The sequence below is a fragment of the Brachybacterium sp. B718/18 genome, assembly GCF_055454375.1.
The window spans coordinates 30,888-46,252 of record NZ_JBVDDO010000004.1 but is presented as its reverse complement, the minus strand read 5'-3'; the positions used below and the strand labels follow the sequence as shown (position 1 = coordinate 46,252).

Annotated in this window: 19 protein-coding genes and 1 pseudogene; 16 read left to right on the top strand and 4 right to left on the bottom strand. The window is 74.0% G+C overall.

The genetic code is table 11. The annotated features are described in order from the left end of the window. Positions 1-11: 11 nt before the first annotated feature. From idi to ACZCAH_RS07930, 13 genes are all read left to right on the top strand, one after another. Positions 12-584 carry an isopentenyl-diphosphate Delta-isomerase gene (idi, locus tag ACZCAH_RS07990; protein ID WP_464340553.1) on the top strand — a complete coding sequence of 191 codons (573 nt, stop codon included), beginning with the start codon at positions 12-14 and terminating at the stop codon, positions 582-584. Further along, positions 581-1,687: a polyprenyl synthetase family protein gene (locus ACZCAH_RS07985; protein WP_464340552.1), complete on the top strand. Its 1,107-nt coding sequence runs from the start codon at positions 581-583 to the stop codon at positions 1,685-1,687. Before idi ends, ACZCAH_RS07985 begins: the two co-directional genes overlap by 4 nt. Next, positions 1,684-3,222 (top strand): SDR family oxidoreductase, encoded by a 1,539-nt coding sequence (locus ACZCAH_RS07980; RefSeq protein WP_464340551.1) that lies wholly within the window; start codon positions 1,684-1,686, stop codon positions 3,220-3,222. The genes ACZCAH_RS07985 and ACZCAH_RS07980 overlap by 4 nt, the downstream gene beginning before the upstream one ends. Further along, positions 3,219-4,049: a tryptophan-rich sensory protein gene (locus ACZCAH_RS07975; protein ID WP_464340550.1), complete on the top strand. Its 831-nt coding sequence runs from the start codon at positions 3,219-3,221 to the stop codon at positions 4,047-4,049. Before ACZCAH_RS07980 ends, ACZCAH_RS07975 begins: the two co-directional genes overlap by 4 nt. Further along, positions 4,046-4,957 carry a phytoene/squalene synthase family protein gene (locus tag ACZCAH_RS07970; RefSeq protein ID WP_464340549.1) on the top strand — a complete coding sequence of 304 codons (912 nt, stop codon included), beginning with the start codon at positions 4,046-4,048 and terminating at the stop codon, positions 4,955-4,957. The genes ACZCAH_RS07975 and ACZCAH_RS07970 overlap by 4 nt, the downstream gene beginning before the upstream one ends. Then, a complete protein-coding gene (crtI, locus tag ACZCAH_RS07965) occupies positions 4,954-6,582 on the top strand; it encodes a phytoene desaturase family protein (RefSeq protein ID WP_464340548.1) in 1,629 nt (542 codons plus the stop codon). The genes ACZCAH_RS07970 and crtI overlap by 4 nt, the downstream gene beginning before the upstream one ends. Next, positions 6,579-6,974 (top strand): lycopene cyclase domain-containing protein, encoded by a 396-nt coding sequence (locus tag ACZCAH_RS07960; protein ID WP_464340547.1) that lies wholly within the window; start codon positions 6,579-6,581, stop codon positions 6,972-6,974. Before crtI ends, ACZCAH_RS07960 begins: the two co-directional genes overlap by 4 nt. Beyond that, positions 6,971-7,279, top strand: coding sequence for a lycopene cyclase domain-containing protein (locus ACZCAH_RS07955; RefSeq protein ID WP_464340546.1), 309 nt, complete (start codon positions 6,971-6,973; stop codon positions 7,277-7,279). The genes ACZCAH_RS07960 and ACZCAH_RS07955 overlap by 4 nt, the downstream gene beginning before the upstream one ends. Then, a complete protein-coding gene (locus ACZCAH_RS07950; protein WP_464340545.1) occupies positions 7,276-8,166 on the top strand; it encodes a prenyltransferase in 891 nt (296 codons plus the stop codon). The genes ACZCAH_RS07955 and ACZCAH_RS07950 overlap by 4 nt, the downstream gene beginning before the upstream one ends. A gap of 58 nt (positions 8,167-8,224) precedes the next feature. Continuing rightward, positions 8,225-8,893: a class I SAM-dependent DNA methyltransferase gene (locus ACZCAH_RS07945; RefSeq protein WP_464340544.1), complete on the top strand. Its 669-nt coding sequence runs from the start codon at positions 8,225-8,227 to the stop codon at positions 8,891-8,893. Positions 8,894-9,198: 305 nt separating this feature from the next. Then, on the top strand, positions 9,199-9,780 hold the full coding sequence (locus tag ACZCAH_RS07940) for an HAD family hydrolase (RefSeq protein ID WP_464340543.1): 582 nt from the start codon (positions 9,199-9,201) through the stop codon (positions 9,778-9,780). After that, positions 9,777-10,331, top strand: a complete 555-nt coding sequence (locus tag ACZCAH_RS07935; RefSeq protein ID WP_464340542.1) for an NPP1 family protein — start codon at positions 9,777-9,779, stop codon at positions 10,329-10,331. Before ACZCAH_RS07940 ends, ACZCAH_RS07935 begins: the two co-directional genes overlap by 4 nt. Next, on the top strand, positions 10,328-10,735 hold the full coding sequence (locus tag ACZCAH_RS07930) for a barstar family protein (protein ID WP_464340541.1): 408 nt from the start codon (positions 10,328-10,330) through the stop codon (positions 10,733-10,735). The genes ACZCAH_RS07935 and ACZCAH_RS07930 overlap by 4 nt, the downstream gene beginning before the upstream one ends. Before the next feature lie 53 nt (positions 10,736-10,788). Here ACZCAH_RS07930 and fdxA read toward each other — a convergent pair whose 3' ends face one another. Further along, complete coding sequence (gene fdxA, locus ACZCAH_RS07925) at positions 10,789-11,106, bottom strand: ferredoxin (RefSeq protein ID WP_329744830.1); 318 nt, start codon at positions 11,104-11,106, stop codon at positions 10,789-10,791. Positions 11,107-11,342: 236 nt separating this feature from the next. Between fdxA and soxR the strand changes: the two genes are divergently transcribed. Together soxR and ACZCAH_RS07915 are read left to right on the top strand one after the other, a co-directional pair. After that, positions 11,343-11,819: a redox-sensitive transcriptional activator SoxR gene (gene soxR, locus ACZCAH_RS07920; protein ID WP_464340540.1), complete on the top strand. Its 477-nt coding sequence runs from the start codon at positions 11,343-11,345 to the stop codon at positions 11,817-11,819. Between the two features lie 174 nt (positions 11,820-11,993). Then, positions 11,994-12,623 carry a superoxide dismutase gene (locus tag ACZCAH_RS07915; RefSeq protein ID WP_329745905.1) on the top strand — a complete coding sequence of 210 codons (630 nt, stop codon included), beginning with the start codon at positions 11,994-11,996 and terminating at the stop codon, positions 12,621-12,623. A gap of 470 nt (positions 12,624-13,093) precedes the next feature. Here ACZCAH_RS07915 and ACZCAH_RS07910 read toward each other — a convergent pair whose 3' ends face one another. Beyond that, entirely contained in the window at positions 13,094-13,639 is a 546-nt protein-coding gene (locus ACZCAH_RS07910; RefSeq protein WP_464340539.1) for an AMIN-like domain-containing (lipo)protein, read from the bottom strand. A 203-nt stretch (positions 13,640-13,842) separates the two neighbouring features. On the opposite strand from ACZCAH_RS07910, the gene ACZCAH_RS07905 reads away from it, so the two are divergent. Beyond that, entirely contained in the window at positions 13,843-14,337 is a 495-nt protein-coding gene (locus ACZCAH_RS07905; RefSeq protein ID WP_464340538.1) for a flavodoxin domain-containing protein, read from the top strand. A 124-nt stretch (positions 14,338-14,461) separates the two neighbouring features. Here ACZCAH_RS07905 and pdxT read toward each other — a convergent pair whose 3' ends face one another. After that, positions 14,462-15,088, bottom strand: coding sequence for a pyridoxal 5'-phosphate synthase glutaminase subunit PdxT (gene pdxT / locus ACZCAH_RS07900; RefSeq protein ID WP_464340780.1), 627 nt, complete (start codon positions 15,086-15,088; stop codon positions 14,462-14,464). A 41-nt stretch (positions 15,089-15,129) separates the two neighbouring features. After that, positions 15,130-15,365 (bottom strand): annotated as a pseudogene (locus ACZCAH_RS07895) (pyridoxal 5'-phosphate synthase lyase subunit PdxS); the annotation flags it as partial.

Below are 15,365 nucleotides of genomic sequence, written 5' to 3'. Positions count from 1 at the left end.
CAGGAGGCCGCATGTCCCACCCGGCTCCACCGATCTCCGACCCGGAGGACGTGGTGGTGCTCGTCGAACCCGACGGCACCCCGCGCGGCGTCGCCCCCCGTGCGAGCGTCCACACGGAGAGCACTCCCCTGCACCGGGCGTTCTCCTGCCATGTGGTGCGGGAGGACGGCCGCGTGCTGCTCACCCGGCGCGCCCTGACCAAGCGCACCTGGCCCGGGGTGTGGACCAACTCGGTCTGCGGGCACCCTCGCCCCGGGGAGGACGATCTCGCGGCGATCTCCCGCCGGGCGCAGGACGAGCTGGGCCTCGCCGTGCACGACGTGCAGTGCGTGCTGCCGGGCTACCGGTACCGCGCGCAGGACGCCTCCGGGGTGGTCGAGAACGAGATCTGCCCTGTGTACCTCGCGCGCGCGACCGCGGAACCGATGCCCCATCCCGACGAGGTGATGGACCTGCGCTGGGTCGATCCCGCCGAGCTCACGGCCCTCGTCGGCGCCGCTCCGTGGATCATCAGCCCGTGGGCGGCCGAGCAACTGGCGCGACTCGGGCCCCTCCTCGCGGCGGCCCCGGCGGTGCGGGGATGACCGTCATGGCTCACGGAGCCGTCGACGCGGAGATCGATCGGCTGCTCGCGGAGGGCGCCGGCCGGGCCGGTGCCCTCCAGCTCGCGGACCACGACGCGCTGTGGCAGGCGCTGTGCCGTGCCGTCCGCGGCGGCAAGCGGGCGAGGCCGGCGCTGCTGCTCGACGCCCACGCCGCCCTCGCCGGCACCCGCACCACGGCGGCCGTGCAGGTGGGGGCCGCGCTCGAGATCCTCCACACCGCCTTCGTGGTGCAGGACGACGTGATCGACGGCGATCTGCTGCGCCGCGGTGCGCCGAGCGTGCCCGGGAGCATCGCCGAGGCGGCCCGCCGCGCCGGTGCCGACGCCCTCGGCGCACGACGCCTGGGCGAGGCGGGCGGCATCCTGACCGGCGACCTGGGCCTGATGACCGCCTTGCGCGCCATCCGCCGCTGCGACGCCCCGCCGCACGTGGTCGACGCCCTCCTGGATCGCGTCGAGCGCTGCGTGCACGTCACCGTCGCCGGCGAGTTCGCCGATGTGCGCCTGCCGCTGCAGGCGCCGGGCGAGATGCGGGGACCCGACGAGGAGCTGGCCGTCGCGGAGCTCAAGACCGCCGACTACTCGTTCCGCCTCCCGCTCCACGCCGCCGCCCTGCTGGCCGACGCCCCGACGGCGACGATCGACGCGCTCGAGGAGATCGGCGGACTGCTCGGTATCGGGTTCCAGCTGCACGACGACCTGCTGGGCATGTTCGGTGACGAGAGGCGCACCGGCAAGAGCGCCCTCGGAGATCTCCGCGAGGGGAAGCGCACCGCCCTCATCGCCCACGCGGCCACCACCCCCGCCTGGTCGGAGCTGCGCCCCATGCTGGGCCGGACCGACCTCGGACCTGCCCAGGCGCGCCGGGCACGCGACCTCCTCGTCGAGACCGGATCGCGGGCCTGGGTCGAGGACCTCGCCCACTGGCACCTCGACCGGGGCCTCGAGCGCGCCGCCGAGCACGGCCTCCCCGCCCCGCTCCTGGAGGTCCTGAGAGCGGCGACGAACCGGATCCTCCGCACCACCGACCTGCTCCTGCCCGGGGAGCCCTCGCTGCACGCCGTGGACGGACTGCCCGCATGAGCGCCGACCAGCCGACGGATGCGCCGCTCGTCCTCGTCACCGGAGCCAGCGGGTACATCGGCGGCCGGCTCGTCCCCGCCCTGCTGCAGGCCGGGCTGCGGGTGCGCGCCATGGCGCGCAGCGCCGAACGGCTCGAGGGCCGCCCGTGGCGCGGCGAGGTCGAGGTGGTCGAGGCCGACGTCGAGGACCCGGACTCGTTGCGGACCGCGCTCGACGGCGTCGACGTCGCGTACTACCTCATCCACGCCATGGGTGGAGGACGCAGTTTCGCCGAGCGGGACCGCGCCGGGGCGCGCGCCTTCGCCCGCGCCGCCGCCCGCGCCGGCACGCGGCGCATCGTCTACCTCGGCGGGATCCACCCCGATCAGGAGCACCTCTCGCCCCACATGGCCTCGCGGCGGGAGGTCGCGGAGATCTTCCTGGCGGGACCGGTGCCGACCGTGGTGCTCCGCGCCGCCGTGATCCTCGGGTCCGGGAGCGCCTCGTTCGAGATCATGCGGCACCTCTCGGAGCGGCTGCCCGTCATGATCACCCCCCGCTGGGTGAGCAATCGGATCCAGCCGATCGCGGTGCGCGACGTGCTCCACTACCTGGTCGCGGCCGCCCGGCTCGACGGCGCCCCCAACCGCAGCTTCGACGTCGCGGGGCCGGACGTCCTCACCTTCGCCGAGCTGCTGCAGGCCTACGCCCGCGCCGCGGACCTGCCCCCGCGGCGCATCCGGGTGGTGCCGGTGCTGACCCCGCGCCTGGCCAGTCACTGGATCGGGCTGGTCACCCCCGTCCCCACGTCCATCGCCCGACCCCTGGTCGAGTCCCTCGTGCACGAGTCGGTCGCCGCCGAGCAGGACATCCGCGCCCTCGTGCCCGACCCCGAGGGCGGACTGACCGGCGTCGACCGGGCCATGCGCCTGGCGCTGATCCGCATCCGCGAGCTCGACATCGCGACCGCCTGGCACGACGCGACCCCCGCGGGCGCCCCGTCCGCGCCGCTGCCGGAGGATCCGGACTGGTCCGGTGGGATCGTGCGCGGGGACGAGCGCCGACGCCGGGTCGACGCCCCGGCCGCCACCGTGTGGTCTGTGATCGAGGGCATCGGCGGTGCGCACGGCTGGTACTCGTGGCGCCTGGGGTGGGTGACCCGCGGACTGATCGACCGGGTCGTCGGCGGGCCCGGGCTGCGCCGCGGTCGTCGGCACCCGCACCGGCTCGCCGTGGGGGAGGCGCTGGACTGGTGGCGGGTGGAGCGGCTCGAACCGGGCCGCCTGCTGCGGCTGCGCGCCGAGATGCGGGTGCCCGGGGAGGCCTGGCTCGAGCTCGGGGTGGAGGAGGACGGCGACGGCGGCTCGATCCTGCACCAGCGTGCCGTGTACCACCCCCGCGGGCTGCTCGGCGATGCGTACTGGTGGGCCGTCTGGCCCTTCCACGGCGTCGTCTTCGGCGGCATGCAGCGCAACATCGCCCGTGCCGCCGAGGCCGCCGCCGCTGACGACGGCTCCGACCCCGCCCCGCCCCACGACCGGAAGGACCTCCCATGACCCCCGTCGTCCGCCACCTCGCCGTGACCCTCGCCTTCGCGGCGGCGATGCTCGGCACCGCCGTCGGCGTCGGAGTCCTCGGCGGCGACCCGATCGACGAGGCCGCCGGCGGCCTGCTCTCCGCCGACGCCACGCACCTCGCCCCCGCCGCGCCCGCCTTCAGGATCTGGAGCGTGATCTACGCGGGGCTGGCCGCGTACACCCTGTGGCAGTGGCGGGATGCCCGCGATCCCCGCCGGATCGCGGCCCTGGCGATCGCGTCGCTGCTGCTCAACGCCGCCTGGATCCTCGTGGTGCAGGCGGGGTGGGTATGGGTCAGCGTGCTGGTGATCCTCGCGCTGCTGGCGGTGCTGGCCGTGCTGTTCCGCCGGCTCGTGCTCCGGCCGGCGCAGCGCGTTCTCGAGCGCGTCGTCGTGGACGGCACCTTCGGGCTCTACCTCGGCTGGGTCAGCGTCGCGACCTGCGCGAACATCGCCGCGGCGCTCGCCGGGGCCGGGGTCGACGGATTCGGGGCCCCGGGGGTCCTCGCGATCGCGGTGATCCTCGTGGTGGGCGTGATCGCGCTGGCCCTGATCGGGGTCGGGCGCTCCCGGACCGGGCGGGCGCCTCTCGCCGCGCCGGTGGCGATGGTGTGGGGGCTCGCCTGGATCGCCGTGGGCCGGGCGACCGACGCGCCGCACGCCCCCGCCGTCGCCGCGGTGGCCGCCGTGGTGGCCGTGCTGATCGCGGCCGCGGTTGTGGTGCAGACCGTGCGTCGCCCGGACCCGTCCCGCGTCGCCCGCGCCGCCGTGGGATCCCGCTCCACGGCCGACGGGGCGACCCGATGACCCCCGACCGGCTCCTCGCGCCTTCCGAGCGCCGCGAGCGTCCCCGCCGCACTGCTTTCCAACCGTCGGCGTCGGCCCGCTACGACCGGGTCGCCCAGCGCAGCGCCGCGCGCGTGATCCAGGGATACTCCACCTCCTTCGGCTGGGCCACACGACTGCTGGACGAGCCCGCCCGCACCCATGTGCGCAACATCTACGCGCTCGTGCGGGTCGCCGACGAGACGGTGGACGATCCTGATCCCGGCGTCACCACCGCGGAACGGTCCCGGATGCTCGAGGACCTCGCGGAGGAGACGACCCGTGCCGTGGCCGAGGGCCGGTCGACGAACCTCGTCGTGCACGCCTTCGCGCTGACGGCGCGGCAGCACGGGATCGGCGCGGCGCTGATCGACCCGTTCTTCGCCTCGATGCGCGCCGATCTCGCCGTCGCCTCCCACGACGAGGACAGTTTCGAGGAGTACGTGCACGGCTCCGCCGAGGTGGTGGGACTGATGTGCCTGCGCGTGTTCCTCGCGGGGGACGAGGCGGCCTGCACCCGCCTGGACGCCCCTGCCCGCGCGCTCGGCTCCGCCTTCCAGACGGTGAACTTCCTGCGGGATCTCGCCGAGGACCACGACCAGCTCGGCCGTGCCTATCTGCCGGGGGTGGATCCCGAGGCGTTCGACGAGGCGGACAAGCATCGCCTGCTCGACACGGTCGACGCCGACCTCGATCTCGCCGCGTCGGCCCTGCCCGAGCTCCCCGGCTCCTCCCGTCGGGCGGTCGCGGCGGCCCTGGGGCTGTTCCGCGCCCTCTCCCGCCGCCTGCGGCGCACCCCCGCCGAGGACATCCTGCGCGCCAGGGTCCGCGTGCCCGATCCCGAGAAGGCGATCGTCCTCGCCCGGGCCGTGCTGAGGGGGCGCGGATGAACGCGCCCGGCTCCGTGGTCGTGATCGGCGGCGGGATCTCCGGACTCGCCACCGCCGCGCTGCTCGCCCGGGACGGCTGGGACGTGGACCTGGTCGAGGCGCGCGATGCGGTGGGCGGTCGGGCAGGCACCTGGGAGCGCGACGGGTTCCGCTTCGACACCGGGCCGTCGTGGTACCTGATGCCCGAGGTGTTCGACCACTTCTTCCGCCTGCTCGGCAGCTCGGCCGCGGAGCAGCTGGACCTGCGTCCGCTCGACCCCGGGTACCGGGTCCTGTTCGACGGCCACGAGGAGCCGCTGGACATCACCGCGTCCGCGGCCCGCAACGCCGACCTGTTCGAGCAGATCGAACCGGGGGCGGGTCGCCGGCTCTCCACCTATCTCGACGAGGCCGCCCGCACCTACGACCTCGCCCTGGAGCACTTCCTCTACACGTCCTTCGAGTCCCCCCGCTCTTTGCTCGCCCCGGCCGTGCTGCTGCGGGCGCCGCGGCTGCTGGGCCTGCTGCTGCGGAGCCTCGAGAGCCACATCGCCCGACGCATCGACGACCCGCGGCTGCGACAGGTGCTGGGCTACCCGGCGGTCTTCCTCGGCTCGTCGCCCGACCGCACGCCCAGCATGTACCACCTGATGAGCGCGCTCGACCTGACCGGCGGCGTCCGGTACCCGATGGGCGGCTTCGGGCAGGTGATCGAGCGGATCGCCGCCCTCGCCGTCCGCGAGGGCGTGCGCGTGCACACCTCGACGCGGGCGGAGCGGATCCTCACCGAGCCGGCCCGCCCCGGGGCCGGGCGCCGTCGCGCCCGGGCGCGCGGGGTCGAGGTCGTCGGGGCCGACGGCGGCCGGCGCACGATCCGCGCCGACCGGGTGGTGGCCACCGCCGACCTCCACCACGTGGAGACCACGATGCTCCCGCCCTCGCTGCGCACCTACCCCGAGCGGTGGTGGGAGCGCCGCACCAGCGGCCCGGGCGCGGTGCTGGCGATGCTCGGCGTGCGCGGCGAGCTGCCCCAGCTGGAGCACCACACCCTCCTGTTCACCGCCGACTGGCGGGAGAACTTCGGCGCCCTGCGCGAGGGCCGCGTCCCCAGCCCGGCCTCGAGCTACGTCTGTCGGCCCTCGGCCACGGACCCCTCCGTCGCCCCGTCCGGCCACGAGAACCTGTTCGTGCTGGTCCCCGTCCCGTCCGATCCCGCCCTCGGCAGGGGAGGGATCGACGGCAGCGGCGACGCAGCGGTCGAGCGGATCGCCGACGACGCGATCGCCCGCCTGGCTGCGAACGCCCGCATCCCCGACCTCGCGGACCGCATCGTGGTGCGGCGCACCGTGGGTCCCGGCGACTTCGCGGAGGATCTCGGGGTGTGGCGGGGGAGCATGCTGGGCCCCGCCCACACGCTGCGGCAGAGCGCGTTCCTGCGGGCGGGGAACGTCTCCCGCCACGTGGACGGACTGCTCTACGCCGGCTCCGGCACGATCCCCGGGATCGGCCTGCCGATGTGCCTGATCAGCGCGGAGCTGGTGGTCAAGCGTCTGCGCGGGGACCGCTCCTCCGGGCCGTTGCCGGAGCCGAAGCCGTCGTCGGAGTCAGAGTCACCGTCGGCGTCGGGAACCCGGGGACGCCGATGAGCCTGCTGTACCTCGCCGCCCTGCTGGGCTCCGCCGCCGGGATGGCCACTCTCGACCTGCGGTTCCGCCTCGTGCTGGCGGCGGGCGGCCGACGGGCGCGGTCCGCGCTGATCGCGCTGGGCCTCGGCGTGGCCTTCTTCCTCCTGTGGGACCTGGCGGCGATCGCCTCGGGCCACTACCGCACCGGCGGGAGCGCGGCGATGACCGGCATCCACCTCGCCCCCGAGCTGCCGCTCGAGGAGCTGGTGTTCGTGAGCTTCCTCGCCTACCTCACCCTCGTGCTGCGGGCGCTGATCGCTCGGGGCCTCGCCGCGGCGGCGGGACGGCGCGGGGCCGCGGTCCCCGCCGAGCGGGACCAGGCTCCCGGCGACCGGGACGGGGCGGAGGCATGACCTACGCCGCCCTCGCCGGGCTCTTCCTCCTCCCACCGCTCGTGGTGACCGCCGTGGCCGTCGTGCGACGGCGGCCGGATGCGCGCTGGTGGACGGCGACCGCGCTCACCGTCGTCGGGCTCATGGTCCTCACCGTCGTCTTCGACAGCCTCATGGTGGCCGCGGACCTGTTCCGGTACGACGAGTCGCAGCTCAGCGGGCTGCGCCTGGGCCTCGCACCCGTCGAGGACCTGGCCTGGCCCCTCGCCGCCGGGCTGCTGCTGCCCTCGCTCCACCTGCTGCTCACCCCCCAGGAGCGCGCATGACCACCGCCCTCGCCTCCGGCCCGCTCACCGCCCTGCGCCAGCTCGTGGGGTCCTCCCGACCCCTCAGCTGGATCAACACCGCCTATCCCTTCGCGGCCGCGTACCTCCTGGGCGGCGGGGGAGTGGGCCCCGTGCTCGTCGTCGGGACGATCTTCTTCCTGATCCCCTACAACCTCCTCATGTACGGCGTGAACGACGTCTTCGACCACGAGTCGGACCTGCGCAACCCGCGTAAGGGCGGGGTCGAGGGGGTCGTGCTGGACACCCGCTGGCACGCCCTCACGCTCTGGGCCGCGGGACTGCTCTGCCTGCCGTTCGTCATCGCCCTGGCCCTGTGGGGGACGGCGGGCTCGACGGCGCTGCTCGTGGGGGTGCTCGCCGCCGTCGTCGGCTACTCCGCCCCGCGGATCCGCCTGAAGGAGCGGGCGGTGCTGGACTCGGCGACCTCGTCGGCCCATTTCGTGGGCCCTGCGGCCGTGGGGCTCTCCCTGGCGGGCGCGGAGCCCTCGGGACCGGCCGTGCTCGCCCTGATCGCCTTCTTCCTCTGGGGGATGGCCTCGCACGCGGTCGGGGCGGTCCAGGACATCGTGCCGGACCGGGCGGCGGGCATCGGGTCCGTCGCGACCGCGCTCGGCGCCCGGGCCACGATCCGGACCGCGGCGGGGCTCTACGCCGCCTCCGGACTGCTGCTGCTCGGCCTCCCCTGGCCGGGGAACCTCGCCGCGCTCCTGGTCATCCCCTATCTCGCGAACATCGCGCCGCACCTCGCGCTGACCGACGCGAGCAGCGGCCGCGCCCACGCCGCCTGGCGACGGTTCCTCGTGCTGAACCTGGTGGCCGGGGCGCTGCTCACGCAGCTCGTGATCGTGGAGCTCCTGGGGCGGTGATGCCGACGGGTCCGCGGACTCCGTCCGTCATCGCCTCGTGGCGCGGCACACTGGGGGCATGGCCTCGAACCCCAGCCCCTCCCCGGGCGCGTCCGCCCCGTCCCCGTCGGACCCGCGTCCCGCCGCGACCCCCGGTAACCAGTGGGACGCGGCGGTCACGCGCGACGCCGCCCACGCGCAGCGGTATGCGGAGCGGTGGCGCCGCCTCGCCGCGGAGGGGAAGGACATCCTCGGGGAGGCGCGGCTGATCGACGCGATGGCCGCGCGCGGCTCGCTGATCCTCGACGCCGGCTGCGGCACGGGCCGGCTCGCGGCGCACCTGCTGCCCGCGGGGCACCGCGTGGTGGGCGTCGACCTCGACCCGGAACTGATCGCGATCGCCCGCGCCGACCACCCCGCCGGCCGCTTCGAGACCCAGAACCTTGCCCGCCTGGATCTGCTCGACGACCAGGGAGAACGGGTGCGCGCCGATCTCGCGGTGAGCGCCGGAAACGTCATCGCCTTCTTCGCGGAGGATGAGCGGCGACCCGCCCTCGAGCGGCTGCGGGAGCACCTGGTGCCGGGCGGCCGCCTCGTGGTCGGCTTCGGCTCCGGCCGCGGCTATGCCGTCGAGGACTTCCTCGCCGACGCCGACGCGAGCGGCTTCGACCTCCACCACCGCTTCTCCACCTGGGACCTGCGCCCGCCGGCCGAGGACTTCCTGGTCGCGGTGCTCGGGCGGCGCTGAGCGGGGTTCCGAGCGCGGAGGGTCCGAGGCGGATCCGACGGACCGTCGTCCGCCGATCGCCGCCCCGCTGTCAGCGGTCGATCCGCCCCGGCCCCAGCAGCCCGTCGCCGCGCACCGGACTCTCGGCGCGCCGATCGCCCGCGCAGACCGGGCGCTGCTGCTGCGCACGACCGCGCTGCCCTCGGGCCATCCGTTGGACATCACCGGGCCGCACGGCGACCCTGGACCCCCGCCCGCCGGAGGGGCAGGATGCTCCCACCCCCGCCGACCCCCAGCCCCCGACTCATCGTGCCGAAGGAGCCTCCATGCCCCCGACCCCGCCCGAGACCGACCTCATCGTGCTGCTGGACTGCGGCGACACCATCATCGACGAGGGCACCGAGGTGCGCGACGAGCGGGGCGTGGTCGTTTCCGGGGACGTGCTCCCCGGGGCGGACCGTATGGTGAAGGACCTGGTCGAGGCCGGGTTCCGCATCGCCCTGGTGGCCGATGGCGGCTACCTCTCCTTCGAGAACCTGCTCACCCGCAACGGGGTGTTCGAGCTGTTCGAGTCGCTGACCGTCTCCGAGCTGGTGCGGGACGCGAAGCCCAGCCCCCGCATGTTCAAGGCGGCGCTCGGCTCCCTGGACCTCGACCCCGCGGACGCGGCCCGCTGCGTCATGGTCGGCAACAACCTCGAGCGCGACGTCGCCGGCGCCAACCGGATGGGCATGACCAGCATCCACATGGCCTGGACCGAGCGTTACCCGCGCACCCCCTCCGCCCCCGACGAGGTCCCCGACCACGTCATCGACACCCCCGCTGAGCTGCTGCCCCTGCTGCTGCGCCTGCGCGACGAGCGGGCCGCGGCCCCCGTCGGCCCCCGCACCGAGGAGAGAACCGCATGAGCATCGAGACCCTCCCGCATGACGAGATCGTCGGCTTCACTCCCGTCGCGCCGACGACGCCCCCACAGATCCTCTCCGCCCGCTTCCAGCCGACGCTGACGGTGCTGACCGGCCGCGTCCCCCACCCGGGGGTCGACGCGGAGGGGCGGATCAGCGCTGGCCTCGGCCTCGACCACGTCTCCGCCGGGGCGACCGACTCGCCCGGCCAGGCGTACTCCCGCCCCCTGCAGCTCGAGGACCACTGGGCGATCGTCTACGCCTGCTACTTCCCGCGCGACTGCCCCTCCCCGGGCCGCGGCCATCCGCACGACCGGGAGGGCGCGGTGGTGTGGCTGCGCGGCGGCGTCGAGGACGCGGAGATGCTGTCCTTCAGCTATTCGCAGCACGGGCGGCTGTTCCCGGTGGTGCCGTCCGCGGAGACGACGCACGAGGGCCGGCCGATGCTCGCCTACAGCCGGTACACCGGGAAGGTCACCCACTCGATGTGGCAGCACTACCAGCCCGGCGTCCCCGCGCAGATCGTGGACCTGCTCGCGTGGACCCGCCGGTGAGCAGGTCCGACGGCGTGCTCGAGCTGCGGCTCGAGGGCTCGCGGATCCGCGACATCCCCTCGCTCTACGCCGAGCTGGATCGGGTGCTGATGGTCGGCGTCGACTGGCGGCTCGGGGCGAGCCTCGATGCGCTCGACGACCTGCTGCACGGCGGCTTCGGCACTCTGCACGGGCACGATCGGGCGCGCATCCTCTGGGCCGATCACGGGGTCGCGCGCGAGGCGCTCGGCGTCGAGGCGACGCGCGAGCAGCTGCTCGGCAAGCTCGCACGACCGGACGTCTACAGCGCGGAGACGGCGCGTCGGCGCCTCGCAGCGCTCGAGGCGGGCGTGGGGCCGACGTACTTCGAGACGGTGCTCGAGGTCTTCGCGGATCACCCGTGGATCGAGGTGGTCCTGGCGTAGCGGCGGTCGGCCGGGGCCGATGAGCCCAGGCCGTTGGGCTCCGGCCGATGGGCTCAGTTCTGCGGCGGCAGCGCCGCGATGAGGGGGTGGTCCTTGTCGATGACGCCCATCTTGGCCGCGCCGCCGGGGGCGCCGAGGTCGTCGAAGAAGTGGACGTTCGCGTCGTAGTACTCGGCCCACTGGTCGGGGACGTCGTCCTCGTAGTAGATCGCCTCGACCGGGCACACGGGCTCGCAGGCGCCGCAGTCCACGCACTCGTCGGGCTGGATGTACAGCGACCTCGTGCCCTCGTAGATGCAGTCCACCGGGCACTCGTCCACGCAGGCGCGATCCTTCACGTCCACGCAGGGCAGGGCGATCACATAGGTCACGGGGGTCTCCTTCTCGACAGTCCACCCGCGAGCGTAGGAGTTCAAGCGCCCTTGAGGTCAAGCCGGAGGCCGCGCGTGAACGGGCGTGTCGGGGGCGGGATGGACAAGGGGCCGCGGCGGGACACCGGCGGGAGGCGCCCGCGCCCTCCGCGCGTAGCCGCCCGGCGATTAGGATCTCCAGCATCCTTGAGGTTCCGGGGCGGACCGCCGTCCCCGGCCGGGGAGGGAGGGCACGGATGAACACCCCGCACGAGCCGGACGAGCTGCTGACCATCGGCGAGATGGGCCGACGCACCGGCGTCGCCGCGAGCGCCCTGCGTTACTACGAGGACCTGGGCCTGATCGCTTCGGTGCGCAGCGCCGGCAACCAGCGCCGCTACCCCCGGCACATGCTGCGGCGCGTCTCCCTCATCACCGTCGCGAAGCGGCTCGGCATGCCACTGTCCGATGTGGACGAGGCCTTCGGCGACGTGCCCATGGATTCCACGCCCTCGCATGCCGACTGGCAGCGCGCCTCCCGCCGGTGGAAGGCGCGGCTCGAGGATCGCCGACGCGCCATCGAGCGGCTCGAGCACGAGCTGACCGGCTGCATCGGCTGCGGCTGCCTCTCCCTCAAGGCCTGCGCGCTGCTCAACCCCGACGACGCCCTCGCGGCCACCGGTGCCGGGCCCCGTCGGCTCCACGTGGAGGACGAGGACTCGGTGGAGAGCTGAGCGGCGGGCCCGGCCGACGGTTCGGCCGAGGGTCCCGCCGACGGATCGGCCCACGGTCCGGGGGTGCATCGACTGACGGCTCCGGGGACGGATCCGCCGACGGTGAACGGCGCTTGACCTGAAGCGTGCTTGAACTTCTAGGGTCGAGCCATCGACGTCACGAAAGGACGGACCATGGCTGACTACACGCTCCCCGATCTCGATTACGACTACGGCGCTCTGGATCCCTCGATCTCGGGCCGGATCATGGAGCTGCACCACTCCAAGCACCACGCGACCTACGTCAAGGGCGCCAACACCGCGCTGGAGAAGCTGGCGGCGGCGCGTGAGGCGAACGATTTCGGCACGGTGAACCAGCTGTCGAAGGACCTCGCGTTTAACCTGGGTGGCCATACCAACCACTCGATCTTCTGGAAGAACCTCTCCCCGGAGGGTGGCGACAAGCCGACCGGTGAGCTGGCGGCCGCGATCGACGAGTTCTTCGGCTCCTTCGATGCGTTCCGCGCGCACTTCACCGCGGCGGCGCTGGGGATCCAGGGCTCCGGCTGGGCCGTGCTGGCCTACGAGCCGGCTGGCGGGAACCTGGTGATCGAGCAGTTCTACGATCAGCAGAACGGGGTGCCGGTGGCGACGATCCCGCTGTTCCAGCTGGATATGTGGGAGCACGCGTTCTACCTGGATTACCAGAACGTGAAGGCTGATTACGTGAAGGCGGTCTGGAACATCGTGAACTGGGCAGATGTCCAGGCGCGGTTCGAGAACGCGCGGGCGAACGCGAGCACGATCGTGGTGCCCGGCGCCTGATCCGCGTCGCGGTACGGGTTAGCAGTGATCGGTGCGGTGCGCGCCCGGTGCGCGCTGATCTCGGACGGTCGGTCCCTCTCCGGAGGGGCCGGCCGTTTCGTGTGTTCCGGGGGTCTCCGCCGCCGGTGACGCCTGGCCCGGAGCCGGCCACTTCTGCGACCGGGGTTCTGCGGCCCGGTCCCAGCTGCTTCTGCTGAAAGACCGCGCGTGGCGTGACCTCAAGGCCGGAGAGGCGTTGAGGTCACGCCCGGCACGGAGTTCCAGCAGGGCCGAGCCATGACGAGGCCGCGGCGCTGGAGGCGTTCAGCTGAGCGGGGTGCCCCCGAGCGGGAGCCGTCCCTGCTGAAAGACCGCGTGTGGCGTGACCTCAAGGCCGGAGAGGCGGTGAGGTCACGCCCGGCACGGAATTCCAGCAGCCCCGGGCCGAGCTGAGCGGAGCGGCGCGAGGAGGGGTCACCGAGGTCGTCCGCTCACCAGTGGTGGGCGACGTCGATGACGATCCGGGACCCGTCACCGGTACCCGGCAGGACGAAGACCCGCATCGGCAGACGGGCACGGACGCCCAGGCCGATCGTGGTCTCGCCCTCGAAGCTTCCGGCCAGGGCGACCTGCCGGAAGGTGGTGTATCCCGAGACGCCCACGGCGGTGTCGGGACGGGCGGGGGAGTAGGTCGCACGGCCGCGATCGTCATAGGCCGGGGCCAGGATCACGACTTCGAGGTCCGCGGCTCCCGCGAGGGGGACGACGGTCCCGGAGCCGGGACGGTGCACCGCGCTGACGTACCGGACCGAGTAGCCCGAGACCGCGCCGTCGAGATCGACGACGAGACGGTCATAGCAGGCGTGTCGGCCGGTGCGCAGGTCGGTGAGCGGGGCCGTGGACATGCCGGCCCGAGTCTTCTGCAGGGACCCCCAGGTGATGCCGCAGAACGGTGCGGCATCCGCTGCGAGCGGAGCGGTCATGCCCAGACCGACGAAGAGCGCGAGACTCGCGAGGACCGTGAGGAACCTCTTCATGGCTGCCTCCTTCGTGGCCCGGCCGCGGCCCGGACGGCAGCGGCCGTGGACTCATCATCCTCCGCCCGGAATGCCGGATCCAGTGACCGGTCGGTCATGACCACCGAATCGTGACCTACGGGAACGCCGGTCGGCAGCGCCGGCCGACGGTCGAGGGCCCTCCGTCCCGAAGGCGGCGGCGGGCCGCTGGCACGATGGGGCCCATGACCGTGCTCGTCGCCTACGCGACCCACTCCGGAGCCACCCGCACCCTCGCCGAGACGATCGCCGAGGCACTCGTCGGCGTCGGCCTGCCCGCCGTCGCCGCCGACATCGCCGACGACCCGGACCCGGGGGCGCACAGCGCCGTCGTCGCGGGCTCCGCCGTGCGGGCCGAGAGCCTCGAGAAGAGCTTCGTCCGCTGGACGCAGCGCCACGCCGACGCCCTCGCCGCCGCGCCGTTCGCCCTGTTCACCTGCTCCGGCTCCGCCTCGGACCCGGCGAAGAAGGGTCGGCAGAAGGCCCTTGACCGCTTCCTCGCGCAGACCCCGCTCACGCCCGTCGCGACGCGGAACCTGCCCGGGTGGGTGCTCTTCGACCGCATCCCGGCGCACGAGCAGCTGCTGCTGCGGTCGATGCGCACGCCGACCGGCGACTTCCGCGACCTCGACGCCACCGCCGCCTGGGCCGTCGAGATCGCCCCGCTACTGCGCGGCTGATCGCGGGACGGCCGACGGGGTTGCCGCCCCGACGGGTCCCGATGTCGGCCGGAGGCGCCCTCGACGACTCCCGCCGTCGGCCGGAACCCCCGCCATCGGCCGGAACCCCCGCCATTGGCCGGACTCACCGGCGGCGGACGGACTCCAGGAACAGCTCGTGGAAGCGGGTCTCGCCCGTCGACTCCGGATGGAAGGCGAGGCCGAGCACCGCGCCCTGCCGCGCCCCGACGATCCGTCCGTCGGGCAGGGTCGCCACGGCGCGCGCGGCCGAGCCGAGCTCCTCGATCAGCGGCGCACGGATGAACACCGCCCGCACCGGTGGACCCTCGAGGTCCGGCACCACCAGGTCCGTCTCGAAGGACTCCGTCTGCCGGCCGAAGGCGTTACGCCGCACCGTCGCGTCGAGTCCGCCGAAGGTCCCCTGACCGGGGCCGCCGTCGCGCAGGCGCTCCGCCAGCTGGATGAGGCCCGCGCAGGTGCCGAGCACCGGCAGCCCGCCCGCGATCGCTGCCCGCAGCGGTTCGTGCAGGCCGGAGAGCCGGGCGAGCCGATCGATCACCGTTGACTCGCCGCCGGGGATGACGAGGCCGTCGACGGCCGCGAGCTCGGCCGGGCGGCGCACCGTCTCGACCTGCGCCCCGAGGGCGGTGAGGGCCCGTCGGTGCTCGCGCACGTCGCCCTGCAGGGCGAGGACGCCGATCCGTAGGCCGATGCCGGGGGCACCGTCCGACGAGGTGCCGGCCGACGGCACGGTGGCACTGGACCCGGAGGCCGTGGAGAGGGGCGCGCCGCTCACCAGCCGCGCTCGGCCAGGCGATGCGGGGCGGGGAGGTCGGCGACGTTGATGCCCACCATCGCCTCGCCGAGCCCGCGCGAGACGTCGGCGATGACCGCGGCGTCGTCGAAGAAGGTCGTCGCCTTCACGACCGCGGCCGCGCGCTTCGCGGGCTCGCCGGACTTAAAGATCCCCGAGCCGACGAACACCCCGTCGGCCCCCAGCTGCATCATCATCGCGGCGTGGGGGGGGG